Below are 26459 nucleotides of genomic sequence, written 5' to 3' on the forward strand. Positions count from 1 at the left end.
AAAAGAGTAAGCATAAAAATCCCTGTCATTAACAAATGGCAGGGATTTTGGTTAAAAGAAGGTCAAGATGCGAAGGTAGTCAACTGTCAGCGCGAGCTCTGCAATGAAGAAGGGTAAGAGAATAGCTCCATCAAGTAAGACAGCTAGCAAGAAACGATAAAATGGATCAAGGCTACTGGTCTTACTTGGCTTGCTAATCACAAAGAGATTTCCAAGGGCAAAGATGGCCATGCTTAGAAGAGTGAGGATGCCAGCAAATCGTAAGCCACCAAAGAGTGCAAAGAAACTTGCTAGAGCTGTTAAGACAAGCGGGATAGCAAAGAGTCGGCTATACCGATCAAAGGCTTCTTGGAATGTGAAGTCACTCTCCTGATCCAGCACACGTCGGACAGTAAAGCCTCCCAAAATGATGGAAAAGTAAAATAGAGCGCTAGCGACCAAGATAGAAAGGCCAGCAAAGAGATTTAAAGGAGGGAGCTGGTTAGGTAAACTATTGGCAATAGAGGCCATATAGCCATAGTAGAGGTGCTTGATATGATAGATACTAAAGAAAAGGTTAATCGAAGACAGCAAGGTGAGTAGGGCAAAGACACTGTAACGATGCTTTTGGTCCGTAGTCTTGCTGGCAGTTGGTTCTTGGATAGCATCCAGCAGCCAAGTCCAAAATAGTGCGATTTCTTCTTTGAATCTGGCTGTTTTACGAGGGTCAATATCTGGGATATAGGGGCTTTCTAAAGCCTTGCTGAGGATACTTTTCTCTTTTGTAGGGTTTTCTTGCTTGTGTTCCTCTTCAGCTTTCCCTTCTCCCTCTTCCTCGGTTTGGGTTTCCTCAATCATTTCGGGAGCTTCCTCCTCATGCGTTTCCGACTCTTTAGGTGAGATAGGAGTTTCTTGGCTTGCTTGTGGTTCGGTCTCCACAGTTTCCGAAGTCTCTGGTTGGTCGGGCTGAATTTCCGATTTCATCTGAGCTGATTTCTTCTCAAGATCGGCGCTTTCAAACCATTCTTGTGTCATGGTGGAACCTCCTTTTTTATGGTCGTTTTCTATCTTTAGACTAGCAGATGAAAGCGTTTTTGTCAATGATTTCTAGGTGGAGCAGAGTATTCTTCTTCCTTGGGTAGGTAGATATCCTGGTTGGCTTTTGCAATGAGCAGGTCCTTGACATCTGCTTTGTCTGTCTTGTATGGGTTGGCAAGTTCATTCTCTTTTTGTCCACGATGTTCTTCTTTGGGTTTATAATAGATACCACCATGCTGAGAAGAAAGATCTAGATTGATACGATCGAATTCTGTCTTAGAAAGAAAGAGTCTTAAGTCGTGATGAGAGTCTAGCTCTACCTTACCGCGGATCTTGATATTTTCAGCATAGATGTGCCCCTCCTCCGTCTTGACCTGGCTATCTGTCAATTCAGTATCAAAGATATTGATGATATGAGGTGTCGTTAGTGTGCTGTTTTTGATAGAACTTTCTGTTAGTCTTAAGAGATAGCCTTTTGTTTTGATTGTCGCATTTTCAAGATTGGCTTGGCGAATATTAGTTTGTCCACGATTGGCTGAGACGGTGATAGCTTGTAGTCTTCTTCCTTTAGGGAGGGAGAGTATGACTTCGTCAAAACGACTAGAATAACTGCTAGCAATACGAAGTAGGCCTTCGATTCCTGAACCGAGAAAACGATGTTGGGAGGCTTGTTTGTCAGTGACGCTCAGTGTTTTGTCACTCATGCCAGTAGTCAGATCATGACGACCAGACACGGACGGATGATAGGTGATATGGATCTTGTCATCTACAGACTCTGTGATGGTTAGGCTATGTTCCTCAAGGGCTAAATCAAGTTTTTCCACTTCATTTCCAAAGGTCACTTCTTCGATACGATTGTCATAGACGGGATCTTTTGACATGGCAAGCAAACTTTGAATACCATTGGACTGGGCACCTACAATGATCATGATAAAACCAAGGATTGTAGAAACCACACCAAAGATGAGAAATCCTTTTGTCAATTTACGCATGTCTATCACCTCTCTTTCCTTTTTTAAGAATCCATTGTGCCAAGCGGACGATTAGGAGGCCAAAGAAACGAGCTACATAGGAGATACCCAGTAGAACAAGAGAAGAAGCACCGATAGAAAGCAAACCGGCCCCAAAAATCAAGATAAAGGCAGATTTGGCTTCGACTAGGACGCTAAAGCTCTCTATGATAAAGAGTCCGCCCAGTAGGATACCCGTCACCGAAACAGTGAAAAAGGCTAGAATGACGGAGACAGCCGCGATAAAAATACCGATGATGGCCATGAGGATGCCGATCCCGACCGGAATTCCGATAGGAGCTACTAGCAGGGCCAGGAGGGCAATGTGTAGCAGTTGGCGATCATTCTTTTGAGCAGGTGCCTCATTGACTTTTTTATCGAGAAGATCAGAGAGGATATCATGAGCTGCTTCTTTTGGTGTTCCTAGACTGGCGATGAGTTCCTCTTCGCCCTCTGAACCTGCATCGTCAAATAGTTCCTTAAAGTAGTCCATGGCTTCGATGCGGTCAGCTTCAGGCAGTTTATTGAGATAGGTTTCTAACTGAGTCAGATAGTCAGTTCTTGTCATGGCGGATACTCCCTTCTATAATGCCGTTGACGGTGTCGGTATAGAGCGTCCACTCTTCCTTTAGAGTAACGAGCTGCTCTACGCCCCGATTGGTCAAGGAGTAGTATTTGCGCATACGCCCCTGAAACTCTCTAGAGTAGGTGGTCAGAAAGCCACTGGCTTCCAATTTTTTGAGAATGGGGTAGAGCGTAGATTCTTTGATATTGGCGATGAGTTTAATGGTTTGGCTAATCTCATAACCATAAGAATCCCCCTGCTCCAGTACAGCCAAGATGAGAAATTCGATCAAGGCAGAGGATGTTGGGAAGTACATGGGAAACCTCCTTTATATTATATAAAAATTTTATATATACTCTTTTCAAATATATTGTATCTCAAGTTGAAAGCCCTGTCAAGAAATATGTGTAAAAATTTTATATATAAAAAACTTCTAGTAAAAACTAGAAGTTTAGAGGATTTTATCCGCCCGATCGACCATAAAGAGTGAGATGGTCATGATGATATCAACGGCTAGAAGGGCAAGGACAGCTGGAACCCAAGATTGGAAAAGGTCAAAGCTGTAACCAAACAAGGTAGGACCAAAGGCCGCTAAGATGTAACCCCCTGTTTGCGCCAGACCTGATAGTTGCGCAGTCTTTTCAGGCGAGCTGGTCTTAAGCGAGAAACAAACCATGAGATAAGGAAAGAGGGCGCTACATGCTGTCCCAATCAAGAGGTGAGCGACTAGCCAGTAGAGGAAGTTGTCGCTTGGATACAAGAGCATGGCAATTCCTGTCATACCAGCGATAGAGATAATTGCCAGCATGATTCGACGGTGACCATCTGACAAACGAGTTGTTAGACTTGGGATGGTCATGGAAAAAGGAATGCTGATCAGTGAGAAAATAGAAGCAAGGAGAGCCGCATCACTATTAGAAATACCAGCACTAACAGCCATAGTTGGCAACCAGGTCATACTTGTATAAAAGAGCAATGACTGAAGCCCGCCAAAGATAATGATAGCCCAGACATCTTTACTTTTTAGAATATTCTCTTTGACTTGCTTTTCTTTTTGGCTTTCTAGGTGGTGGTTGTGGTGATGATTTGGTAACCAGACTAGCAGAGTGACCAGACAGAGAAAGCTGAGAACGAGGATGAGTCCCTTCCAAGAACTAGCTTGGGTGATAGGGACCGAAAGATAAGAAGCGATGGCTGTCGAAATTCCCATGGCAGTGACATAGAGCGTTGTTAGGAAACTAATCTTTTGAGGCTGATTTGCCTGGATCATACTTGGGAGGAGTACATTGAAGATCGCAATGCTCGCTCCGACAATTAGGGTTCCTAGATAGAGAAGGGGAAGATTGAGAATCCGAATGACAGAGCCAACAGTTAAGAGGAGGAGACAGTAAGTAAAGAGATGTTCTAGTCCGATTTTTTGTGCCAAGCGGCTTGCAAAAGCAGAGAAAAGAGCAAACATCAAGAGAGGGAGACTGGTTAAAATCCCAAGAGAGCTAACCTCCACTCCTAGTCCCTGAGCGATATCTCCTAAAATGGTTGGAAGAGCAGTAAAAGGAGAGCGTAAAACAGTCCCGATTAAGACAATTCCTAGAACAAAAAAGAGTGATTGTTTTTTCATAAAAACCTCGATAGGATGATTTTAATAACAGCTTATTTTAAGGTTTTTTCCTTATAATGTCAAGTAATGACAGCCAAGACAGTTCAATCAATGGAAGTGAAAATAAAGTGAAAAGAGACAGATTTCTTTACTAGAATTTTCCTTGATTTGATATAAAAATAGGAAACTAGGAGAATTTGTGATAAAATAGTGGAAGGAAATCTATACATTGGAGAAAAACTGTGCCTGAAAAGCAAAAAATCAGCGTCTTGATGTCGGTCTATGTAAAGGAAAATCCGACGTTTTTAAGAGATGCTATCAAAAGTGTTCAAAACCAGACCTTGAAACCGAGCGAACTTGTTCTTGTTGAGGACGGGCCGCTCACACCCGAACTCTATCAGGTGCTAGATGAAGTGGAAGCTCAGTCAGACATTCCAGTGAAACGGTGCCCCTTAGAACAAAACCAAGGTTTAGGCTTGGCTCTTCGATACGGTGTTTTACAGTGCCAGTATGACATTATTGCCCGCATGGATACGGATGATTTAGCCGTTCCGGATCGTTTTGAGAAACAGCTTCAGCTAATGGAGAAAGAAGATCTCGATCTCTTAGGCGGACATATCGCAGAGTTCATTGACAATCCAGATGAGATTGTGTCTTATCGTCGTGTTCCAACTCAGCATGCAGACATTGTGGCTTATCAGAGAATGAGAAGCGCCTTTAACCATATGACCGTGATGTTCAAAAAGGACATGATCCTCAAAGCGGGCAACTATGAAGATGGCCTTTACATGGAGGATGACCTCCTTTGGCTCAATATGATTGCTGCAGGTGCCAAGACTGGGAACCTAGATCAAATCTTGTGTAAGGTTCGTGTCGGTGCAGGGATGTTTGAGCGTCGAGGTGGCTTGCGTTACCTTAAACTCTATCGTCAGGCTCGCCAAAGGATGCTTGAGCGAGGGCAAATTTCTTACATGGAATATGCTAAAAGTGTAGCCATTCAGGCAATTGTTGCACTTTGTCCAGGCTTTGTACGTCAGTTTATCTTCGTCAAACTTTTAAGAAAGAGAAAGTAAGCCCCGATAGACTGAATGATTTAGGCTATCATAACAACAGTATCATCTGACTCTTTTAAGGGGGAGTAAATTCCTATGAATAAAAAACTAACAGATTATGTGATTGATCTGGTTGAAATTTTAAATAAACAGCAAAAACAAGTGTTTTGGGGGATATTCGATATTCTGAGTATGGTGGTTTCTATCATCGTATCTTATATCTTGTTTTATGGCCTTATAAATCCTGCGCCTGTGGATTATGTAATCTACACTCTTTTAGCCTTCCTCCTCTATCAAATCATGATTGCGTTTTGGGGGCTAAATGCTAGTATTAGTCGTTATAGCAAGATTACGGATTTCATGAAAATCTTTTTCGGAGTGATGCTCAGCAGTGTTCTTTCTTATGGGATCTGCTATGCCTTTCTTCCATTGTTTTCTATCCGTTTCATCGTACTCTTCATTTTGTTGAGTACCTTCCTCATCTTGCTTCCTCGTATCACTTGGCAGTTGATTTATTCTAAACGTAAAAAAGGTAGTGGAGATGGAGAGCATCGCCGTACCTTCTTGATTGGTGCTGGTGATGGTGGCGCCCTCTTTATGAACAGCTACCAACATCCAACTAGCGACCTTGAGCTAGTGGGGATTTTGGATAACGATGAAAAGAAAAAGGGACAAAAACTAGGTGGGATCCCAGTTCTGGGCTCTTATGATAATCTACCTGAATTGGCTAAACGTCACCAAATCGAGCGTGTTATCGTAGCGATCCCTTCGCTTGACCCATCAGAGTACGAACGCATCTTACAGATGTGTAATAAGCTAGGCGTCAAATGTTACAAGATGCCTAAGGTTGAGACAGTCGTTCAAGGACTCCATCAACCAGGTAGTGGTTTCCAGAAAATTGATATCACAGACCTTTTGGGCCGTCAGGAAATTCGTCTTGACGAATCGCGTCTGGGTACAGAAATTACTGGAAAGACTATCTTGGTGACAGGGGCTGGTGGTTCGATTGGTTCGGAGATTTGTCGCCAGGTTAGTCGCTTTAATCCCGAGCGTATTGTCTTACTTGGACATGGTGAAAACTCAATCTATCTCGTTTATCATGAATTGATCCGTACATTCCAAGGGATTGATTATGTTCCTGTTATTGCAGATATTCAGGACTATGACCGTCTCTTGCAGGTGTTTGAGCAGTACAAACCAGCTATCGTTTACCATGCTGCAGCCCACAAACACGTTCCGATGATGGAGCGCAATCCAAAAGAAGCCTTCAAGAACAATATCCTCGGTACCTACAATGTTGCCAAGGCTGTTGATGAAGCCAAAGTACCTAAGATGGTCATGATTTCGACTGACAAGGCGGTCAATCCACCGAATGTTATGGGTGCGACTAAGCGCGTGGCAGAATTGATTGTCACTGGCTTTAACCAACGTAGTAAATCAACCTACTGTGCAGTTCGTTTTGGGAATGTTCTCGGTAGTCGTGGTAGCGTGATTCCTGTCTTTGAACATCAGATTGCTGAAGGCGGTCCTGTAACGGTGACAGACTTCCGTATGACACGTTACTTCATGACCATTCCAGAGGCTAGCCGTTTAGTAATCCATGCTGGCGCTTATGCTAAGGACGGAGAAGTCTTTATCCTCGATATGGGCAAACCAGTTAAGATCTATGACTTGGCTAAGAAAATGGTCCTTCTAAGTGGGCACACGGAAAGTGAAATTCCAATCGTTGAGGTCGGTATCCGACCAGGTGAAAAACTCTATGAAGAACTCTTAGTTTCGACCGAGTTGGTTGATAACCAAGTCATGGACAAAATTTTCGTTGGTAAGGTAAATGTCATGCCGCTAGAAGCTATTGATCAAAAGATTGAAGAGTTCCGTTCACTCAGTGGAGATGAGCTCAAAGAAGCCATCATTTCCTTTGCAAATGAGACAACTCATGCTGAGTAAGAGTGTCCATCTACCTTCATAATGAAACAACTATCGCCAGTTTTCTGAGGGAATCAGAAAGCTGGTTTTTATAAATAGAGAGTAGAGAACATCGTCTCTTTCAAAGGTTTAATAAGCGCAACTATTCAAGGTACGATGTTATGTGATCTATCAGGAGAATGATTTCAGACAATCTAAAAACTACCTCTATTTTTAGCTAGTAATATAATTTTGCGAAATAAATATTAAAATCAAAAGGAGATTTTTGTATGCTGAGTGCTATTAGGAGTTTTTTCAAAGGCTATGCAAATTTTTCTGGTCGTTCCACACGTCCAGAATTTTGGTGGATTTGGCTACTAAATATGGTGATTTTCTTGCCCGCCTACTACTCACTTTTTACTGGAGTAGAATCTGATAAAGCCATCAGGAATATTGCGGTCTTCAGTATGTGTATTATTTTGTTTATAGTAGAGTTTGTTCCTCTACTAGCACTGATAGTACGTCGCTTACGAGATGTGGGTATCCATTGGGCCTATATTTTTATTGTATTTGTTCCTTTGGGTGCAATAACACTGCTCGTTATGCTCGCTATGCCAAGTCAACGATTTGGAGAAAAAGTGATAGAGAATAGTGAAAAAGATAAAGAGAATACGGAAGACTCTCGGTTTGAAGAAATGGTACGAAAATATTAAGATATTTCTACTCTATTTAAAAACGTCTGAGTCGCTTCGCAGCTTACGGGATGCTGGTTTCCACTGAGCCTTTATCTTCATTGATTTGGTTCCTATCGTTGGAGCGATTGCTCTTATTGTGATGCTTGCTTGGCCAAGTAAGAAGGATGAAGATACAGATACTGAAGAACAGGATCAAATTACTGCTTAAGCATGGAGTTGATTCCTTCTGATAGTAACAAGATATAAAAAAATACTCCTCAACCTAGTTTACTAGTGTTAGGAGTATTTTTGTATGGTTAGAGCTGGCTAATGATATCATCAATGGTATGGGCAATCCAGTCAGGTTGATAGCTGAGCAAATCAGCCTCTTCTCCAAATCCCCAAGTAACAGCGAACTTTTTAATGCCAGTTTCTTGGGCTCCGATCATGTCAAACTTGGTATCCCCAATGATGAGGACTTGGTCTGCAGGGAGTTGATGTGTTTGCAAGGCGTAACGGATGACATCCGCCTTGTGTGGCGTTTCAGGACTAGAACCGTAAATGCCCTCAAAGAAATGATGGATTCCCAGATTTTTAGTCATATCATGAGCAGTAGGAGTATTCTTTGTTGTAGTGATATAGAGAGGGTAGTTTTGTGAAAGTTCTTGAAGCAATTCCGTTATTCGGGGGAAAAGCTCTGCTTCGTGGATCCCTCTTTCCTTGTAGTAAGAGCGGTAGATTTGCACAGCTTCTGAGATTTGCTCCTTGGGAAGACATGTTGCAAAACTACTTTCAAGGGGCGGTCCCATAAAACCACGAATGGTTTTGGCATCAGGGCTTGGAACTCCTAGCTCTTTAAAGGTATGGGTAAAGGCATTGTGGATCCCGATGGAACTGTCAACCAGGGTTCCGTCTAGATCAAAAAAGATTGCTGAGATAGAGGGCATAGTTTCTCCTAATAGATATAGATAAGCTTATTCTCCGAAGATTTCTTTTTGTAGGCGGCGACCAGTAGGTGTAGCGGCGAGTCCACCCTCGGCCGTTTCACGAAAGGCAGTTGGAAGACTTGATCCGACTTGGTACATAGCATCGATGACTTCGTCAACAGGGATCTTAGACTCGATACCTGCCAAGGCCATGTCTGCTGCGATAAAGGCAAAGCTAGCTCCCATGGCATTTCGTTTGACACACGGAACTTCAACCAAACCGGCAACAGGGTCACAGATGAGGCCCAGCATATTTTTAATGACAAAGGCAATGGCTTGGCTAGCCTGATAGGGGCTTCCACCTGCAGCCAAGGTCAAGGCTGCGGCACTCATGGCAGAGGCAGAGCCGACTTCGGCCTGACAGCCACCTTCAGCACCTGAGATAGAGGCATTGTTTGCGATAACTAGTCCAAAGGCACCCGCAGCAAAGAGGAAATCTAGCTGTTCTTCGTGGGTAAGGTCTAATTTTTGGATAGCAGCAGTGAGAACGGCTGGCAGACAGCCGGCACTTCCTGCGGTTGGGGTGGCGCAGACCAAGCCCATCTTCGCATTGTGTTCATTGACCGCGATGGCATTACGGGCTGCTGATAGGATGGTAAAGTCCGACAAGGCCTTGCCACTTTTGAGATGACGGTCTAGTTTGGCCGCGTCTCCACCCGTTAAGCCACTACGGGATTTATTTTCACTGAGGCCGAGCTCGACAGAGGCTTTCATGACTTCTAGATTGCGTTCCATGAGGAGGAGAACTTCTGGGCGTTCCCGACCGGTTAGTTGATATTCTGTCGCAATCATGAGTTCTGCGACATTTCCTTGGAAGTCTAGATCTGCTTGCTCGACCAATTCTTTGATAGAATAAAACATGTTTCCTCCTACTTAAAGAAATTGACATTGTGGAGATGAGGGATTTTTCGGATTTCTTCAATCGCCTCTTCGCAACTTCGACTATCGACTTCGATAATCATGATGGCTTTTTCTCCAGCTTTTTCTCGAGTCACATTCATCTGAGCGATGTTGATATCGAAACGAGAGAGGGCTTCAGTAACATGAGCAATCATACCTGGAACATCCTGATGCACGATGATAATGGTTGGTGTGTTCATGTTGAGAGAGACAGCAAAGCCGTTAAGTTCCGTAACCTGGATATTTCCTCCACCGATGGAAATTCCTGTCACACTGATGGACTTGTGTTCATTCTTCACAGTAATTTTAGTGGTATTAGGATGAGGGGCATTGCTGTCCTTCTGAATGGTCCAGACAATCTTGATACCGCGTTTATGGGCAATCTCTAGGCTATTTGGAATGTCGGGATCGTCCGTATCCATACCTAATATACCAGCGACGAGAGCAAGGTCGGTTCCATGACCACGGTAGGTTTTGGCAAATGAATTAAATAATTGGAATTCGACTTCTGTCGGCGTATCATCAAAGATGGAAGAGACGATTTTCCCAATACGAACAGCACCAGCAGTATGGCTACTTGATGGGCCAATCATAACTGGTCCGATAATATCAAAGACAGATTGAAAACGAAGTGAGTGCATCTGTTTCCCCTTACAAAGATTCTTATATCTATTATATCAAAGAATGGACCTCTGCGCTTATTTCCCTTATCAAAAGCTTAAAATGATTAAAGATAGTATAAAATAAGGTCTTTTGTGACAAAAACCTCCATAAAACGGTAAATATAAAACATTTTTGTAATATTTCTACATAAAACCGTTAAACAACGGTAACATTCGAGGAGTAGAATAGTATCATAGATAAAAAGGAGAATTTTTAGATATGTCATTAACAACTAAAAAAATTAAAACAACTATCGCAGGAGTAGCAGCTTTGCTTGCTTTCTTTGCTCCATCACTTGCATCTGCCCAAGAAACTGTAACTTACACAGTTAAATCAGGTGATACTCTTTCAGAAATCGCTGAGAAGTACAACACAACTGTTGAAAAATTGGCGGCAAAAAACAACATCAAAGATATTCATCTTATCTATGTTGACCAAGTTTTGGTTATTGAAGGAACAGCTTCTACTGCAGCTCCAGCAGCAACAACGGAAGAAACAGCTCCAGTAGCTACAGAAACAGTTGAAGAAGCTCCAGCAACAACAACTTATGAAGCACCAGCTGCACCAGCAGCTCCAGCAGCAGAAAGCAACACTGCATCAGCTTCTACTGTAAGCGGTTCTGAAGCAGAAGCCAAAGAATGGATCGCTCAAAAAGAATCAGGTGGTAGCTACACAGCTACAAACGGACGTTACATCGGACGTTACCAATTGACAGATTCATACTTGAACGGTGACTACTCAGCTGAAAACCAAGAACGTGTTGCAGATGCCTACGTTGCAGGACGTTACGGTTCATGGACAGCTGCCAAGAACTTCTGGCTTAACAACGGTTGGTATTAAGAATACAAGAGTCCTTTAGGGCTCTTTTTTGTTTACAAAGATGTTAACTTCTCGCTCTAGCTCTGTTAGTAAGTGTTCATCTTCTACTAGTTTAGCTAAGGAGAGTCCATTCTGTATCAACTGAGCATCATTAGCACAAATGCCGATACGAATATAGGAAAACGCAAGTGTATCGTACTGTTTGCTTGCTTTTGCCTCCTCTAAGAGAGTGTAGCAAAGCTGTTTGCAAAGCAACTTATCACCATTGTAAAGATAAAGAGTTGAGAGATTCAGAAGCAACATCATACGAAGCTGAAAGACAGGACTATAGTGTTTATAAACCTCTAGTCGTTCGAGAATTTTTTCGGTAATCTGATGAATATACTCCATAGGAAAAGCAAAGAGAATGGTATTAAGGACTTTGAGGTCACTCTCATACCAAGTATCTTGTTTCTCAATCTTATCCCATAATCTGTTTACAATGTTGTCAACCTTACTTGACAATTTTTCTATCCCATTTTCACGGATGTAGATAACGATTTCGAGCATATCTTGCAACTGCTGGATGGGAAAATCATGATGTGTTTTTAGATAATGTTGGCATTTTTTGAGTAATTTACTTAAGTCGCTCGTACCACTAATAGAAGCCATTTTTAGAAAAGTCTGCATGATAGTTGATCGTTCACTTGGGTGGTAGAGATGGCAAATATATTCAAACTCTTCAAAACTCATATTAATTTGCTGGAGAAGAAATTCCATATTCTCATATTTTGGAGTTGTCTTGCCACTTTCTATTTTTGATAGGCTGGTTCTTGAGAGAACACCCCCACAGACCTCTTCTTGAGTCAATCCTTTTGACTCACGGATTTCTTTATAAACATTTCCAAAATCGTAGCGCATGATTCCCTCCTTATTTGTGAAAAAAGTTAACAATAAATTGAAACTGATTAAAAATATTGTATCATAGTAATATAAAAAGTAAAAAAGAAATCTAAAATAAATTTGTGAAAAAGGTTAACAAATTTTACGACAAGGTATATTGTATTTTATAATCAAGATGATGAAGTACTAAGGGGGTACCAAATGTATAAAAAAGTATATCATCTGTTGTTATTTATATTATGGCTGGCTATTTTCTTCCCTTGGGGATGGCTCTTATAAAATTTTGATTAAGTAAAAGAAAGGAAGGTGAGTCCAATGGACTTCGATGTTTACAAATGAATCAATTCATCTGTTTCTGTGAAACAGTTCAAGATATAAGATGTGAGGAAAATATCATGAAAAAATTAGTAAAAATTGGTGTAGCAACCGTAATGGCATGTGGTTTGCTTGCTACTACAAATGTTTTGGCAGTATGGGTAGGTGGTGGTCAATGGAACTATGGAGTAGGTTGGACAGGAACTTTTGGATATTCTGATTATTTACATTCTACTCGCTCTCATACAGCAACTGTCCGACATGGAGGTAGAATCTCTAGGGATCGTGAAACTCCCGGGGTTTGGGCTCAAGCTTCCCTTACTAAAATTCCGCCAACAGGATTAGAATATTTCTATGGATTTTAAGTGAAATTTTCCCTCTCCTGTTAGGAGAGGGAGAACTTTATTGGAGGTATCTTTATGAAAAAAATCAGTAATTTCTGTATGTTACTCCTGCTTCTCTGTACTACTTTTTTTGTTTTTAATGTAAACTACACACGAGAAGTGGTTCGGATTCAGGAAATGGGAAAGACAGCGAGTTCTTTGGATGTATACTTGAAAGATGTCAATGAACCTGCAGAATCTGTTCTTCGATTTTTTGAGGATGTATCAAAGGAGTACAAAGTCTCCATCATCAAAACAGACAGTGGTGATGAGGTGATCAAGTCTGGTGTTTTTGATAAAGATACCTTCCCCTACCAAGAGTTTGGGATTTCTTCCCTTGGTTTTACCACAGATGGTGAAGGAGTCTACAGTAATAAAGAAATTTCCAATAAACTTGGTACGATTCCGACCTTTCTAAAAGCCAAGCCTATTCAGCTTATGACTTTTCAAGCCTACATCAAGGATACATCTCGTAGTTTAAATGGTCGCTACACGATTAGTTCGGCTCAAGAGATGGATAGAGATCAGATTTTACAGAAGTGGAGTGATTTTTTCAAGACTGACCAGGCTACCTTGCTAGAGCCAAACTATAAAAGTGCAGTGGAAGTCTTAAATCGAGATTTGCTCTTATCTGCTATTATTTTTGTCTTGGCTATTTTGCTTCTTGTCTTAGTAACAGTGTATCAGCCGATGATGGAGATGAAAAGAGTTGGGGTACAAAAATTACTTGGTTTTCAAGATCGGGCTGTTTTAGCTGATGTTGTGAAAGGCAACCTCTACCTCCTCCTAGGTGGGGCGCTTGTGATCAATCTAGGAGTGTGTTTCTTGCTTGATTATAAGCCGAAAGATTTGTTCCCTATGCTGTGGTTGTCTCATTTTTTGCTTTTGCAGCTTTATCTCTTTATCAGTTGGTTGACTTATCTCTTAATCCAAAAAATGACAATCAGCTCTCTGCTGAAAGGTTTTTCATCTTTCAAATTTGGTTTACTCTTTAATTATTTGATGAAAATTGGAACCACCATTTTACTGACAGTCTTGCTAGTTGGGGTGGGGAAAAGTTTGGAGCAAGAAAACAAAGAGTTGGATTACCAGAAACAGTGGATCAGTCAAGGAAATTATCTGACCTTAGAAACTTTCCAACTCAATGATAACCTGTGGCAAGAGCAGTTGGCAGGCTCAGGGCAAGCAGTGGATTATTTCTATCGATTTTATCTGGATTTGGTAGAAAAAACGCAGGCGGGCTATGTGCAAAGTAGCAGTCTTCCTGTAAAAAATTTTGTCAAATCAGAACAGATTCAGCAATATCAGTTAACAGATACGGTGGATGTGTACTATGCTAATCGCAATTTTCTAAAGAGCAAGGGATTCAAGTTACCCGATACCGGCACTAAAAAAGTTATTTTGATGCCAGCAAGTACGAAAGGTGAAGAAGAGAAAAACCAGCTCTTGGGGAAGTTGATTACCTATCAATCAATGAAGTATGAAGAGCAGCAAAAACGAAGGATAGAGGAGGTGGATGTCGAGATTGCCTATTATGAAGGAGATTGGTCATTTTTCCCTTATAACGAGAAGCGAAAGGAAAATCTCTACAATCCAATTATTAGCTTGGTCAATGATTCTGATATGATGTGGGATGAAAAAGCTTCCCTGTCAACAACAGGTTTAAATAATCCCATTAAAATCGAAAATACAGCTCAACATCAAAAAGAGGTGACAGCGTTAGTTGAGAAATTATCAGATGGGAATTATTTAAAATTTTCATCTATTCAAGCCATTCAACAAGAGAAAGTAGATTCTTATCGAGATGCTGTTCGGAATTTCAACATACTCTTTGCTTTGGTTGGTCTTCTTAGTATGATGATTTCCTACTTCTTACTAGTAACAACTTTCTTATTGAAGCGAACAGATATTATTACCAAGAAGTTTATGGGGTGGAAATTGATAGATCGGTATCGTTCCTTGCTGGGTCTTCTATTAGCTGTCTATAGCCTTCCTTTTGTAGCCCTGCTATTCTTTACACAGGCACTTTTCCCGCTCCTACTTTTTGCAGGATTTACAGGCTTAGATATCCTGTTTGTGCTTTTCTTGGGTTCTAAGATGGAAAAACGAAATGTAGTGCAGTTATTGAAAGGGGATCACTTATGATAAAGTTGGAAAATGTTACGAAAACCATTGGGGAAAAAGTTATTTTGGAGAACTTATCTCTAAAAATTAACCAAGGAGATTTAGTTGCCATTGTTGGAAAAAGTGGCAGTGGCAAGTCAACCTTGTTAAATCTCTTGGGTTTGATAGATGGCGATTACAGTGGACATTATGAAATTTTCGGTCAGCAAAATGTACCTGTCAATTCTGTTAAGTCGCAAGCGATTATCCGCGAACATATCTCCTATCTGTTTCAAAACTTTGCTCTGATTGATAATGAAACAGTAGAGTATAATCTCATGCTCGCTCTAAAGTATGTAAAATTATCCAAGAAGGACAAAGTCAAAAAGATAGAAGAAATTTTAGAGAGAGTGGGATTGTCATCAACCCTACATCAGAAGGTTTCAGAGTTATCTGGAGGGGAACAGCAACGAATCGCAGTTGCTAGAGCCATTTTAAAACCGAGTCAGCTCCTGTTAGCAGATGAACCAACCGGCTCTCTAGACCCTGAAAATCGAGATTTGGTTTTAAACTTTCTCTTAGATATGAACAAGGAAGGGAAAACGGTCATTATCGTTACCCACGATGCCTATGTAGCTCAACAATGCCATCGAGTCATTGAATTGTGAAAGAGAATGTGGAGAGTTCGTTGATCTCTTCATCTTACCTGTAATTGGACAATTGTATTTTTAAAAACTCAAATAGTATAAATAAGCTTATTATATGTAAAAATATATCATATAATAAGCTTTTTCTTGATTTAAATGAAATAAAATACAGTTTTTTCTTGACAAACGAAAATGAGAAGAGTATTATTTATACAATAATAAAGTATAAAAATAAAAGGAGGCTCTTCTATGAATAAAGTGAAGAAGGTGTTGATGACGATGTTTGGTTTGCTTATGTTTCCCTTATTATTTGCTTGTAGTAACACTCAATCCCAAGGTGTTGAAGCCATTAAGGCTAAAGGAAAATTGGTGGTGGCCCTAAATCCAGAGTTTGCTCCATTTGAATACCAGAAATTGGTTGATGGGAAAAATCAGATTGTAGGTTCAGATGTTGAGCTAGCTAAAGCCATCGCAAAGGAACTAGGTGTGGAAGTGGAATTCTCTCCAATGAGTTTTGACAATGTACTGGCTAGTCTTGATTCGGGCAAGGCCGATCTTGCCATATCAGGAGTTTCTAAGACGGAGGAGAGAAGTCAAGTTTACGATTTTTCAATTCCCTACTACACTTCGAAAAATAAGGTTATCGTAAGAAAATCTGAATTAACGAATTACCAATCAGTCAAGGATTTGGCTCAGAAAAAGGTTGGAGCGCAGAAAGGTTCTATCCAGGAAACTCTGGCTAAAGAAACCTTGCAGGATTCTTCTCTCGTTTCACTTCCTAAAAATGGAAATTTGATAACAGATTTGAAATCAGGGCAACTGGATGCGGTTATCTTTGAGGAGCCAGTGGCGAAAGGTTTTGTAGAGAATAACCCAGACCTAGCCATCGCTGAGTTTGATTTTGACAATGACAAAGAAGATTCCTACGCTGTTGCGATGAAAAAAGACAGTAAAGAATTAAAAGAGGCGGTTGACAAAACCATCCAGAAGTTGAAGGATTCTGGGGAGTTGGACAAATTGATTGACGATGCTTTTAAAGTCTCTATCGAAAAATAGAAAGAAGGAAGAGAAATGAGTAAGGAAAAAGTCATTTTAGCCTATTCAGGTGGATTGGATACATCGGTTGCTATTACATGGTTAAAAAAAGACTATGATGTAATCGCTGTTTGTATGGATGTGGGTGAAGGAAAAGATTTGGAGTTCATCCATGATAAAGCTCTCAAGGTTGGGGCTGTAGAGTCTTATGTCATTGATGTTAAGGAAGAATTTGCTAATGACTATGTTTTAGTGGCTCTTCAGGCACATGCTTACTACGAACAGAAGTATCCCTTGGTATCTGCTCTGAGTCGCCCTCTTATTTCAAAAAAGCTCGTTGAAATAGCTCATCAGACGGGGGCAACCACAATTGCCCATGGTTGTACAGGCAAGGGAAACGACCAAGTTCGGTTTGAAGTCTCTATTGGAGCTTTGGATCCCAATTTAAAGGTAGTTGCGCCTGTTCGTGAGTGGAAATGGTCTCGTGAAGAAGAAATCCAATATGCCAAAGAAAACGGCGTCCCAGTTCCTGCTGACCTTGACAATCCTTACTCTGTCGATCAAAATCTTTGGGGACGTGCAAATGAATGTGGTGTTTTGGAAAACCCTTGGAACTAAGCACCAGAAGAAGCATTTGGAATCACATCTTCTCCAGAAGAGGCACCAGACAGTCCAGAATTTATTGACATTGAGTTTAGCTGCGGGGTGCCCATCTCCCTCAATGGTGAGAAGATGAAAGTGGCGGCTTTGATTCAAAAGCTAAATGAAATTGCGGGTAAACACGGTGTCGGTCGTATTGACCATGTGGAAAATCGTCTAGTCGGTATTAAGTCAAGAGAGATTTATGAGTGCCCAGGTGCTGTGACCTTATTGGCAGCTCATAAGGAGATTGAAGACTTGACTCTTGTGAGAGAAGTGGCTCATTTCAAACCTATTATCGAAAATGAGTTGTCCAATCTCATCTATAATGCCTTGTGGTTTAGCCCAGCAACTCAGGCTTTGATTGCCTATATCAAGGAGACACAGAAAGTTGTCAATGGAACTGCAAAAGTTAAACTCTATAAGGGAAATGCCCAGGTAGTGGCTCGGAAATCACCAAATTCTCTTTACGATGAAAATTTGGCGACTTATACCAGTGCGGATACTTTTGACCAAGATGCGGCTGTTGGATTTATCAAGCTTTGGGGGCTTCCGACTAAGGTTTATTCAGAAGTTCAGAAAAATGTTGAGTAGTGACGCGATAGAAAGGGACGACAGGATATGTCGAAAAATACAAAATTATGGGGTGGTCGATTTGAAGGCACTGTGGAAGAGTGGGTAGAACAGTTCGGTGCGAGTATTTCCTTTGACCACCAGCTGGCAAAATTTGATTTGATGGGTTCCCTAGCTCATGTTCAAATGCTAGGACAGACTGGCATTTTAAGCTTGGAAGAGGCAGAGCAGATCCAAGATGGTCTGAAAGCTTCGTTGCGAGATTTAGAGGCGGGAGAGCTTCATTTTGATATTGCAAATGAAGATATTCATATGAATATGGAAGTGTTGCTGACAGAGAAAATCGGTCCTCTGGCTGGGAAACTACACACGGCTCGTTCTCGGAATGACCAAGTCGCAACGGATATGCACTTATATCTAAAGGAGCAGCTTGGCCATGTCTTGGATAAGTTGGCGAATCTGAACAGTGTTTTGCTGGATTTAGCTGAAAAACATGTAGAAACCATCATGCCAGGCTATACCCATTTGCAACACGCCCAACCGATTAGTTTTGCCCACCATCTCATGGCTTATTACAATATGTTTCAAAGGGACAGCGAACGCTTTGCATTTAACTTGAAACATACGGACCTATCTCCCCTGGGTGCGGCTGCCTTGGCGGGGACAACTTTTCCAATCAATCGTCAATTATCGAGTGATTTATTGGGCTTCCAACAACCCTATACCAATTCCTTGGACGCAGTGAGTGACCGTGATTTTATCTTGGAATTTCTATCAAATGCCAGCATGTTGATGATGCATATGAGCCGTTTTTGTGAAGAAATCATCAATTGGTGCAGTTTTGAGTATCAGTACATTAGCTTGTCTGATAGCTTTTCAACGGGTTCATCTATCATGCCGCAGAAGAAAAATCCTGATATGGCCGAATTGATTCGAGGGAAGACAGGACGGGTTTACGGGCACTTGCTTGGACTATTGACCGTCATGAAATCTTTGCCTCTGGCCTATAATAAGGATTTGCAAGAGGACAAGGAAGGCATGTTTGATACAGTAGAAACGATTTTAAATTCTCTGGATGTGTTGGCAGGTATGCTATCGAGCATGCAGGTTAATAAGGCCAAAATGCAGCAATCCACAGAGAATGATTTTTCGAATGCGACCGAACTGGCAGATTATTTGGCTGAAAAAGGCCTCCCTTTTAGAGAAGCGCATGAAATTGTAGGGAAATTGGTTTTAGACTCTATCAAGCATGGTAAAAACATCCAAGATTGGGATTTGGAGGAGTTGCAAGTCTACCATCCCTTGATTGAAGAGGATATTTATATCTACTTGCGCCCAGAAACCGCTGTTCAGAGACGGAATTCCTTAGGAGGAACCGGCTTTGAGCAAGTGAAATACCAGATAGAACAAGCGAAGAAAGAACTTAAAGGTGAAAATTGATTCGTTTGCAAAGGAAGAAAGAGAGGTTGAGATGATTTATCAGCCTCTTTCTTGTCTTCTCTAACCAAGCGTGTTATAATGAATACTGCTCAAGCGACCTTCAATCGTTGAAGCACACACGACCTTCAATCGTGAACTAGTCATTTCGTTTATCTTTTATTACGTCGTTAACTCGCAATGAGATGCAAGCTGAGCTTGTCTGATTTATAACCTCAATCAGTCTCCCAGACTGATTGAGCGAACTCGAGTTATGCCTGCGACTCGTTGCCTATCATATTTTCATTTTAAGATGATAGGCTAAAATGGTCTCCCAGACCATTTTACTCCTAAAAGCAAACGAAAAGACTATACTCGAAGAAATTCTATTGAAAGTCTTAGTAAATAGAATTTTGAGGGTATGAATAAACGAATAGATGGGAGACTTACCATGAGTGATAACTCTAAAACACGTGTTGTTGTGGGGATGAGTGGTGGTGTTGATTCGTCGGTGACGGCTCTCTTGCTTAAAGAGCAGGGTTACGATGTGATCGGTATCTTCATGAAGAACTGGGATGACACAGATGAAAACGGCGTCTGTACGGCGACCGAAGATTATAAGGATGTGGCTGCGGTGGCAGACCAGATCGGCATTCCTTACTACTCTGTCAATTTTGAAAAAGAGTACTGGGACCGCGTTTTTGAGTATTTCCTAGCGGAATACCGTGCAGGGCGCACGCCAAATCCAGATGTTATGTGCAACAAGGAAATCAAGTTCAAGGCCTTTTTGGACTATGCTATGACCTTGGGTGCAGACTATGTAGCGACTGGGCATTATGCTCGAGTGGCGCGTGATGAGGATGGCATCGTTCACATGCTTCGTGGCGTGGACAATGGGAAGGACCAGACCTATTTCCTCAGTCAACTTTCGCAAGAACAACTCCAAAAAACTATGTTCCCACTGGGGCATTTGGAAAAGCCTGAAGTTCGCAGACTAGCAGAAGAAGCTGGACTTGCAACTGCCAAGAAGAAAGATTCGACAGGGATTTGCTTTATCGGAGAAAAGAACTTTAAAAACTTTCTCAGCAATTACCTGCCAGCTCAGCCTGGTCGCATGATGACTGTGGATGGTCGCGATATGGGTGAGCATGCAGGTCTGATGTATTATACGATTGGTCAGCGTGGCGGTCTCGGTATTGGAGGCCAACACGGCGGTGACAATGCACCGTGGTTCGTTGTCGGAAAAGATCTGAGCAAGAATATCCTCTATGTCGGCCAAGGTTTCTACCATGACTCGCTCATGTCAACAAGCCTAGAGGCCAGTCAAGTTCACTTTACTCGTGAGATGCCAGAGGAATTTACGCTAGAATGTACAGCTAAATTCCGCTACCGTCAGCCTGATTCTAAGGTGACAGTACATGTCAAAGGAGACAAGGCAGAAGTCATCTTTGCGGAACCACAGCGCGCGATTACACCAGGACAGGCAGTTGTCTTTTACGATGGCGAAGAGTGTCTAGGTGGCGGTTTGATTGACAATGCCTACCGCAATGGACAGGTTTGTCAGTACATTTAAGATTTTCTAAGAGGAAAGAGAATGTTTCAGTTTTTTAAGAAAAAAACGGCTAAAAAAGAGCAAACAATGAGCCTCTCTGACTATAAGAAAGAGTATTTGAGAGAGAAAACGACAGAGTCGATTGAAGCCTTGTTCAAGGAATTGAAACAAGCTAAAGTCTGGGTCCCCTTCAATCCGAATCTTCTAGATGAGAGTGATGAACAAGAAGGGGTACGACTAAAACCGGATATTCTGCGAAAGGGAGACGACTACTTCTATCCTTGTTTCTTAACTGAACAAGATATTCCTAAGGACTATTATGACCGTTTTTCCTGGTTGCAATTACCTCTTACGGACTGTTTATCTGTTGCGGAAGAGATAGGGGAGTTTCCGGTGAGAGGGATTGTTCTGGATGCCTTCTCTGACCCAGTCGAGATTGACAAAGGAGCTTTTGAAGCGATTCGCCAATCATAGTACATTTAGATTGACAAATTTTCTCAATTTGCTACAATAATAAAAGCAATAGAAATGATGGTCAAAGCTCATGGATGTTGCAGGCTTTTTTGTCCTGCACTTCTTTGGAGTTTTGACTGTTTTTGTGTCGTTTAAGGGAAAGGACAAAAATGACTCAACAAGACTTTCGGACAACAGTGGGAGACACGGTCTTTGGTGTTCGGGCGGTAGCCTTGATTCTCCAAAATGGCAAGCTCCTAGTTACTAAAGACAAGGGTAAATATTACACTATCGGCGGTGCGATTCAAGTCAATGAAAGCACGGAAGACGCGGTAGTCCGTGAAGTGAAGGAAGAACTAGGTGTCAAAGCTCAAGCTGGGCAGCTAGCTTTCGTGGTTGAAAATCGTTTTGAACAAGACGGTGTTTCCTATCACAACATTGAGTTTCATTACCTGGTGGATTTGCTTGAAGAAGCTCCATTGACCATGCAGGAAGACGAAAAAATGCAGCCTTGTGAGTGGATTGACTTGGATAAACTTGAGGAGTTCCAGCTAGTTCCAGCCTTTTTGAAAACAGCTCTACCAGATTGGGACGGCCAACTAAGACACATTCATCTTGAGGAATAGGAGAGAAAATGACTTATAATTTTACGGAAGAATACGATATTATTGTAATCGGTGCGGGGCACGCTGGGGTGGAGGCATCTCTAGCTGCTAGCCGTATGGGCTGCAAGGTCTTGCTTGCGACCATCAACATTGAAATGCTGGCTTTTATGCCTTGTAACCCTTCGATCGGTGGTTCTGCCAAGGGGATTGTCGTACGTGAAGTCGATGCACTTGGTGGCGAGATGGCTAAAACCATTGACAAGACTTACATCCAGATGAAGATGCTCAACACAGGGAAAGGCCCTGCTGTCCGTGCTCTTCGTGCGCAGGCTGACAAGGAGCTTTACTCTAAAGAAATGCGCAAGACAGTTGAAAATCAAGAAAATCTAACGCTTCGTCAAACCATGATTGATGAAATTTTGGTGGAAGATGGCAAGGTTGTCGGTGTGCGTACAGCGACCCATCAAGAGTATGGAGCAAAAGCGGTTATTGTAACCACAGGAACAGCCCTCCGTGGGGAAATCATCATCGGAGACCTCAAGTACTCATCAGGTCCTAATCACAGTCTTGCTTCTATTAACCTAGCTGATAATCTCAAGGAATTGGGCCTCGAAATCGGTCGTTTCAAGACAGGAACCCCTCCACGTGTCAAGGCTTCCTCTATCAACTACGATGTGACAGAGATTCAGCCAGGAGATGAAGCACCAAATCACTTCTCATATACTTCACGTGATGAGGACTATGTCAAGGATCAAGTGCCATGCTGGTTGACCTATACCAATGGTACCAGTCATGAAATTATCCAAAATAACCTCCATCGTGCGCCTATGTTTACAGGTGTGGTCAAGGGAGTGGGACCTCGTTACTGTCCGTCAATTGAGGACAAGATTGTGCGCTTTGCGGACAAGGAACGCCACCAACTTTTCCTTGAGCCAGAAGGGCGCAATACAGAGGAAGTTTATGTTCAAGGGCTTTCAACCAGTCTGCCTGAGGATGTACAACGCGAGCTGGTTCATTCCATCAAAGGTTTAGAAAATGCTGAGATGATGCGAACAGGTTATGCCATTGAGTATGACATGGTCTTGCCGCATCAGTTACGTGCGACTCTGGAAACCAAGAAAATCTCAGGACTCTTTACTGCTGGTCAGACAAATGGAACGTCAGGTTACGAAGAAGCTGCTGGTCAAGGGATTATCGCAGGTATCAATGCGGCTCTAAAAATCCAAGGCAAGCCTGAATTGATTTTGAAGCGCAGTGACGGTTATATTGGGGTCATGATTGATGACTTGGTGACCAAGGGAACTATTGAACCCTATCGTCTCTTGACTAGCCGTGCTGAATACCGTCTCATCCTTCGCCATGACAATGCCGATATGCGTTTGACAGAGATGGGGCGCGAGATTGGACTTGTGGACGATGAACGTTGGGCCCGCTTTGAAATCAAGAAAAATCAATTTGACAATGAGATGAAGCGCCTAGACAGTATCAAACTCAAGCCAGTCAAAGAAACCAATGCTAAGGTTGAGGAAATGGGCTTCAAGCCGTTGACTGATGCGGTGACAGCCAAGGAATTCCTTCGCCGACCAGAAGTTTCTTACCAGGATGTGGTGGCTTTCATCGGACCTGCAGCAGAGGACTTGGATGACAAGATTATCGAATTGATTGAAACAGAAATCAAGTACGAAGGTTATATTTCAAAAGCCATGGATCAGGTTGCTAAGATGAAACGCATGGAAGAAAAACGTATTCCAGCCAATATTGACTGGGATGATATTGATTCTATTGCAACTGAAGCCCGTCAGAAGTTCAAACTGATCAATCCAGAAACCATTGGCCAAGCCAGCCGTATCTCTGGGGTAAATCCAGCAGATATCTCCATTCTGATGGTGTATCTGGAAGGTAAAAATCGAAGCATTTCAAAAAATTTAGAAAAGAAAGCATAGAAAAAACAGCTCCGAAGACGGGGCTGTTTTGTTGATTTATTCTTCTTCATCTGGTGTGAGGATCATCGGGATGATAATCGGTTCACGTTCTGTATTTTCATAGAGGAAAGGACGAATGGCGTTGACAATAGCACCATTGACAGATTGGATACTAGCATCCTTGTTTTTTAATGCGATACGAATTGCATTGAAGAGGATGCGCTGGCTTTGGCGAATCAAGTCGCCAGACTCTCTCATGTAGACAAAGCCTCGGCTAAGGATGTCAGGACCAGACAAGATCATTTTAGACTTGAAGTCAACAGTTGCGACTGCTAGAACGACACCGTCTTCAGATAAATCTCTGCGGTCTTTGAGGACAGCCGCGCCGATTTCACCGATACGATTTCCATCAACATAGATGTCTTGGGCATTGAAGTGACCTGCGATACGGGCTGAGTTAGCAGTAAGAGCAAGCACATCACCATTACTCATGATAAAGATATTGTCCTTCTCGACACCCGTATCCACCGCTAGTCCAGCATGGACTTTCTGCATGCGGTATTCACCATGGACAGGCATGAAGTATTTGGGCTTGATCAAACGGAGCATGAGTTTTTGCTCTTGCTGACCACCGTGTCCAGAGGTGTGGATATTGTTAATCTTTCCGTGGATGACTTCGACACCAGCTTCAGAAATGATGTTAATCAGCTTGTTGACGCTAGTGGTGTTTCCAGGGATTGGGCTAGAAGAGAAGATAACAGTATCGCCGGGTTGGAGTTGCACCTGACGGTGGGTTCCGTTAGCGATACGAGAGAGGGCTGCCATCGGCTCACCTTGACTACCTGTACAGAGGATCAGAACCTCGCCTGCAGGATAGTCTTTGATTTCATTTGGCTCGATAAAGGTTCCCTTAGGAGCTTTGATGTAGCCAAGCTCGATACCGTTGACAATGGCTTTTTCCATCGAACGTCCAAAGACTGCAATCTTGCGTCCAGTCTTAACAGCGGCATCCGTTGCTTGCTGGAGACGGAAGATATTTGAGGCAAAGGATGCAAAGATGATGCGTCCTTCAATGCCTTGGATAATCTTCATGATGGATTGGCCAACGACTTTTTCAGAGTTGGTAAAGGTTGGCACTTCTGCGTTTGTCGAGTCAGACAGGAGACAGAGTACGCCTTCTTCACCAAGGGCTGCCATCCGGTGCAAGTCCGCCGGTTCTCCAACTGGAGTGAAGTCGAACTTGAAGTCACCCGTACAAACGATTTTTCCTTGAGGAGTATGAATAACAATCCCCAAAGGCTCTGGAATAGAGTGAGTCGTTCTAAAGAAAGTTGCCTTGAGATTTTTAAAGGTCAACTCAGTGTTGTGATTGATTTCGTAAAGTTTGGCGTTGCGCAAGAGGCCGTGTTCTTCGAGTTTTCCACGGATCAAAGCTAAGGCAAGCGGTCCAGCGTAGATAGGGACATTTGCTTGCTTGAGCAGGAAGGGAATCCCACCAATGTGGTCCTCGTGTCCGTGGGTAATCAAAACAGCCTTGACGCGGTCGATATTGTCCACGATGTAAGAGTAATCAGGAATGACATAGTCGATACCCAGCAAGTCATCTTCCGGGAATTTAATCCCAGCATCGACGATGATAATTTCGTCTTGGTATTCAATTCCGTAAGTGTTTTTCCCGATTTCTCCCAGACCACCGATGGCAAAAACGCCGACTTCTTCAGGTTTAAGAGTGTAGGCCATATTAGAACTCCGTAATCTCGAAAGCGCCAGTTTCTTTTTCGTAATCTAGCAATTTGTCAGACAAGAGTTCGATAAATTCGATGTTGTACTCTGGGCGGTTTTCTTCGACAAGTTGGCGAGCAGCGATACGGCCCTCAAGTTCTGAGTTGGCATCGATGTCTAGGTAAAGTGAGCGTGTTGTTTCACGACGTGGGCTACGTTCTTTTGTTTCTTGATAAAAAACTTTGTAAATCATATAGTTCCTTTCTATTTACAGGTCAGCTTATTCCAAACTTTTAGCAGAGATTTGCTTAATTTCATTCCATTTTGTGTCTAGATTGACCTTGATTCGTTACAATTATTTCAATTATACCACAAAATGAAAAATTAGTAAAAGACGGAAATGGAGAAAGTCGGGAGGGAAAGAGGAAGCAAAAAGACAGGTAGGATTTGGTCGGAGAGCGCTTAGGTGTTATAATTAAAGGGGGAATCTATGGAGATAGTAGGTTTGAGGAAGAATACAGTTCTAGTTTCATTAATCGTTGGTGTAGATGGTTGGGGCAGAATGATATCTTTGAAAAAAGAAAAAGCTCTTGAGAAATCTCAAGAGCAAATAAAAAGGCTGAGACAAAACTCGGGGATTTTCCTGGAGCAGTCCAGATGGCAGCACCTCTACCTGAAGCGAATGCATCGCAACCTTTGAATGACTTGTCACCAAATCAAACTCGATCTCAGCCTTTACTTAATTCTATCATCTATGAGGCTAAGAAGTCAATCTATAAGTATAACGATGTAGACATAGCATGGAGTGGAGCGCTTACTAAAAGGTAAAGACAAGCACTTAATTTAAGAGTAAGCAAAAAGAGAGGACCAATGGTAGTCAGGGGTCTTTACAGTTCAAAGCTGAGGGCAGTCCCACACCCGTACCAGAAGTTGGTACCTTTGAACGCTCTGTTACCAGTCGCCCTACGTTATCCTCTCAATATTTATATTTTACTATAACTTACTGAGGGAATCAACTTTAAAA

Annotated in this window: 25 protein-coding genes and 1 pseudogene; 15 read left to right on the forward strand and 11 right to left on the reverse strand. The window is 42.2% G+C overall.

Translation table 11 applies throughout. The annotated features are described in order from the left end of the window. Positions 1–51: 51 nt before the first annotated feature. The 5 genes from BWR56_RS00535 to BWR56_RS00555 form a co-directional block, all read right to left on the reverse strand. Positions 52–1014, reverse strand: coding sequence for a DUF6574 domain-containing protein (locus BWR56_RS00535; protein WP_076984245.1), 963 nt, complete (start codon positions 1012–1014; stop codon positions 52–54). A 62-nt stretch (positions 1015–1076) separates the two neighbouring features. Next, entirely contained in the window at positions 1077–2009 is a 933-nt protein-coding gene (locus tag BWR56_RS00540; protein ID WP_076984246.1) for a DUF4097 family beta strand repeat-containing protein, read from the reverse strand. Beyond that, positions 2002–2595, reverse strand: coding sequence for a DUF1700 domain-containing protein (locus BWR56_RS00545; RefSeq protein WP_065371496.1), 594 nt, complete (start codon positions 2593–2595; stop codon positions 2002–2004). Before BWR56_RS00545 ends, BWR56_RS00540 begins: the two co-directional genes overlap by 8 nt. Then, on the reverse strand, positions 2582–2908 hold the full coding sequence (locus tag BWR56_RS00550) for a PadR family transcriptional regulator (RefSeq protein ID WP_000273860.1): 327 nt from the start codon (positions 2906–2908) through the stop codon (positions 2582–2584). The genes BWR56_RS00545 and BWR56_RS00550 overlap by 14 nt, the downstream gene beginning before the upstream one ends. Positions 2909–3043: 135 nt before the next feature. Further along, positions 3044–4210 (reverse strand): CynX/NimT family MFS transporter, encoded by a 1167-nt coding sequence (locus BWR56_RS00555; RefSeq protein ID WP_076984247.1) that lies wholly within the window; start codon positions 4208–4210, stop codon positions 3044–3046. A 221-nt stretch (positions 4211–4431) separates the two neighbouring features. Here BWR56_RS00555 and BWR56_RS00560 point away from each other — a divergent pair, with 221 nt between their 5' ends. The 3 genes from BWR56_RS00560 to BWR56_RS00570 all read left to right on the forward strand — a co-directional run bounded on the left by BWR56_RS00560 (position 4432) and on the right by BWR56_RS00570 (position 7859). Beyond that, positions 4432–5262: a glycosyltransferase gene (locus BWR56_RS00560; protein ID WP_076984248.1), complete on the forward strand. Its 831-nt coding sequence runs from the start codon at positions 4432–4434 to the stop codon at positions 5260–5262. A 75-nt stretch (positions 5263–5337) separates the two neighbouring features. Next, positions 5338–7188, forward strand: coding sequence for a nucleoside-diphosphate sugar epimerase/dehydratase (locus BWR56_RS00565; RefSeq protein ID WP_076984249.1), 1851 nt, complete (start codon positions 5338–5340; stop codon positions 7186–7188). Between the two features lie 248 nt (positions 7189–7436). Further along, a complete protein-coding gene (locus BWR56_RS00570) occupies positions 7437–7859 on the forward strand; it encodes a DUF805 domain-containing protein (RefSeq protein WP_076984250.1) in 423 nt (140 codons plus the stop codon). Between the two features lie 278 nt (positions 7860–8137). On the opposite strand, the gene BWR56_RS00580 is transcribed toward BWR56_RS00570, so the two are convergent. Genes BWR56_RS00580 through sdaAB form a run of 3 tightly spaced genes read right to left on the reverse strand, consistent with a single transcriptional unit; the run spans position 8138 to position 10347 of the window. After that, positions 8138–8767, reverse strand: coding sequence for an HAD-IA family hydrolase (locus tag BWR56_RS00580; RefSeq protein ID WP_076984251.1), 630 nt, complete (start codon positions 8765–8767; stop codon positions 8138–8140). A gap of 27 nt (positions 8768–8794) precedes the next feature. Further along, the gene (gene sdaAA / locus BWR56_RS00585; protein ID WP_076984252.1) at positions 8795–9667 is read right to left on the reverse strand and encodes an L-serine ammonia-lyase, iron-sulfur-dependent, subunit alpha; all 873 of its coding nucleotides are present in this window, start codon (positions 9665–9667) and stop codon (positions 8795–8797) included. 8 nt (positions 9668–9675) lie between these two features. After that, on the reverse strand, positions 9676–10347 hold the full coding sequence (sdaAB, locus tag BWR56_RS00590) for an L-serine ammonia-lyase, iron-sulfur-dependent subunit beta (RefSeq protein ID WP_000555868.1): 672 nt from the start codon (positions 10345–10347) through the stop codon (positions 9676–9678). A 241-nt stretch (positions 10348–10588) separates the two neighbouring features. Here sdaAB and apf point away from each other — a divergent pair, with 241 nt between their 5' ends. After that, a complete protein-coding gene (gene apf / locus BWR56_RS00595) occupies positions 10589–11209 on the forward strand; it encodes an aggregation-promoting factor (protein WP_061421502.1) in 621 nt (206 codons plus the stop codon). Between the two features lie 15 nt (positions 11210–11224). On the opposite strand, the gene BWR56_RS00600 is transcribed toward apf, so the two are convergent. Continuing rightward, positions 11225–12088 carry a helix-turn-helix domain-containing protein gene (locus BWR56_RS00600; RefSeq protein ID WP_001268190.1) on the reverse strand — a complete coding sequence of 288 codons (864 nt, stop codon included), beginning with the start codon at positions 12086–12088 and terminating at the stop codon, positions 11225–11227. Between the two features lie 377 nt (positions 12089–12465). Here BWR56_RS00600 and BWR56_RS00605 point away from each other — a divergent pair, with 377 nt between their 5' ends. The 10 genes and pseudogenes from BWR56_RS00605 (at position 12466) to mnmG (ending at position 23734) form a co-directional block, all read left to right on the forward strand. Further along, on the forward strand, positions 12466–12750 hold the full coding sequence (locus BWR56_RS00605; protein WP_000737528.1) for a lactococcin 972 family bacteriocin: 285 nt from the start codon (positions 12466–12468) through the stop codon (positions 12748–12750). Between the two features lie 54 nt (positions 12751–12804). Then, positions 12805–14913: a bacteriocin-associated integral membrane family protein gene (locus BWR56_RS00610; RefSeq protein WP_076984253.1), complete on the forward strand. Its 2109-nt coding sequence runs from the start codon at positions 12805–12807 to the stop codon at positions 14911–14913. Next, positions 14910–15539: an ABC transporter ATP-binding protein gene (locus BWR56_RS00615; protein ID WP_000593109.1), complete on the forward strand. Its 630-nt coding sequence runs from the start codon at positions 14910–14912 to the stop codon at positions 15537–15539. The genes BWR56_RS00610 and BWR56_RS00615 overlap by 4 nt, the downstream gene beginning before the upstream one ends. A 228-nt stretch (positions 15540–15767) precedes the next feature. After that, positions 15768–16574 (forward strand): ABC transporter substrate-binding protein, encoded by an 807-nt coding sequence (locus tag BWR56_RS00620; protein ID WP_001045251.1) that lies wholly within the window; start codon positions 15768–15770, stop codon positions 16572–16574. Between the two features lie 15 nt (positions 16575–16589). Beyond that, positions 16590–17786, forward strand: a pseudogene (locus BWR56_RS00625) (argininosuccinate synthase). 27 nt (positions 17787–17813) lie between these two features. Then, the gene (gene argH / locus BWR56_RS00630) at positions 17814–19205 is read left to right on the forward strand and encodes an argininosuccinate lyase (protein WP_000042247.1); all 1392 of its coding nucleotides are present in this window, start codon (positions 17814–17816) and stop codon (positions 19203–19205) included. 427 nt (positions 19206–19632) lie between these two features. Then, positions 19633–20754 (forward strand): tRNA 2-thiouridine(34) synthase MnmA, encoded by a 1122-nt coding sequence (mnmA, locus tag BWR56_RS00635; RefSeq protein ID WP_076984254.1) that lies wholly within the window; start codon positions 19633–19635, stop codon positions 20752–20754. A 21-nt stretch (positions 20755–20775) separates the two neighbouring features. Next, positions 20776–21207, forward strand: a complete 432-nt coding sequence (locus BWR56_RS00640; RefSeq protein ID WP_076984255.1) for an SseB family protein — start codon at positions 20776–20778, stop codon at positions 21205–21207. Positions 21208–21356: 149 nt separating this feature from the next. Next, positions 21357–21812 carry an NUDIX hydrolase gene (locus BWR56_RS00645; RefSeq protein ID WP_196769365.1) on the forward strand — a complete coding sequence of 152 codons (456 nt, stop codon included), beginning with the start codon at positions 21357–21359 and terminating at the stop codon, positions 21810–21812. 8 nt (positions 21813–21820) lie between these two features. Next, positions 21821–23734 carry a tRNA uridine-5-carboxymethylaminomethyl(34) synthesis enzyme MnmG gene (mnmG, locus tag BWR56_RS00650; protein WP_076984257.1) on the forward strand — a complete coding sequence of 638 codons (1914 nt, stop codon included), beginning with the start codon at positions 21821–21823 and terminating at the stop codon, positions 23732–23734. A gap of 36 nt (positions 23735–23770) precedes the next feature. Here the strand turns inward: mnmG and rnjA are convergent, their stop codons facing one another. After that, positions 23771–25453 carry a ribonuclease J1 gene (gene rnjA, locus BWR56_RS00655; RefSeq protein WP_000331969.1) on the reverse strand — a complete coding sequence of 561 codons (1683 nt, stop codon included), beginning with the start codon at positions 25451–25453 and terminating at the stop codon, positions 23771–23773. Between the two features lies 1 nt (position 25454). Beyond that, the gene (locus BWR56_RS00660) at positions 25455–25688 is read right to left on the reverse strand and encodes a DNA-dependent RNA polymerase subunit epsilon (RefSeq protein WP_000639581.1); all 234 of its coding nucleotides are present in this window, start codon (positions 25686–25688) and stop codon (positions 25455–25457) included. Positions 25689–25925: 237 nt separating this feature from the next. Here BWR56_RS00660 and BWR56_RS00665 point away from each other — a divergent pair, with 237 nt between their 5' ends. After that, complete coding sequence (locus BWR56_RS00665) at positions 25926–26135, forward strand: hypothetical protein (protein WP_000407020.1); 210 nt, start codon at positions 25926–25928, stop codon at positions 26133–26135. Positions 26136–26459 lie beyond the last annotated feature (324 nt).

The organism is Streptococcus oralis (genome assembly GCF_001983955.1).
Taxonomy (GTDB): domain Bacteria; phylum Bacillota; class Bacilli; order Lactobacillales; family Streptococcaceae; genus Streptococcus; species Streptococcus jiangnanensis.